This is a genomic window from Staphylococcus croceilyticus, assembly GCF_002902575.1.
In the GTDB taxonomy this organism is placed as follows: Bacteria; Bacillota; Bacilli; order Staphylococcales; family Staphylococcaceae; genus Staphylococcus; species Staphylococcus croceilyticus.
The window spans coordinates 1-761 of the sequence record NZ_PPRD01000095.1; the positions used below are offsets into that span (position 1 = coordinate 1).

Genomic DNA, 761 nt, shown 5'->3' on the forward strand with positions numbered 1-761 from the left:
AACCTGCGTCAGCTACAATGTATTCAGGTAATTGACCGTAGGTCTCTTGAATTGAATTTAAAAATGGTATCATCGTTCTTGTATCAGTTGGATTTTGATACACATTATACGATAAAATAAATTGAGAATTTGTCGCTATTTGTAAATTATAACCAGGCTTGAGTTGTCCATTTTTCATATGATCTTCTTTCATTCTCATAAATGTGGCATCATGGTCTGTTTTAGAATAACTATTTCTATCCTTTAAAATAGATTTTTGGATTTCGTATCTTTGCTTACGCTCTGAGTAATCATTAATTTGCTTTTTGTATTTTTTAATTTTAGTTCTTTTGAGTCGTATTTGTTTTCTTATTTTAGTATATTTTTCATTATCGATATGTTGGTTTAAATCTTCGATTTCTTTATCTAAATGACTACCAATTAAATCTATTTCTTCTTTTGTTAAGTCATTATCGCAATCTTTTTTAATCTCAGGTATGATTTTATTTGTTACCAATTCATGATAGAGAGCTTTAGAATCATCATTCATCCTTGACTCATGGTTTTGAATACTCTTTTTCCATACAAATGTATATCGATTGGCATTCGCCTCAACTTTCGTACCATCAATAAAAATAGCCTGTTCATCTATAAGATTTTGTTTCAAACATTGACTATGAAATTGAATAAATAGTGATTCTAATAAAGCATCTACTTTTGGATTTACTCTAAATCGATTAATCGTTTTATAAGAAGGCTTTTGATTTTGTGATAGCCACATC

The 761-nt window shown here is 28.6% G+C and carries 1 protein-coding gene; it reads right to left on the reverse strand.

Annotated features, from left to right (window positions below; all coding sequences use genetic code 11):
- Positions 1 to 761: transposase (locus CD128_RS10420; protein ID WP_231917306.1), on the reverse strand; the 761-nt coding region annotated here is incomplete at both ends.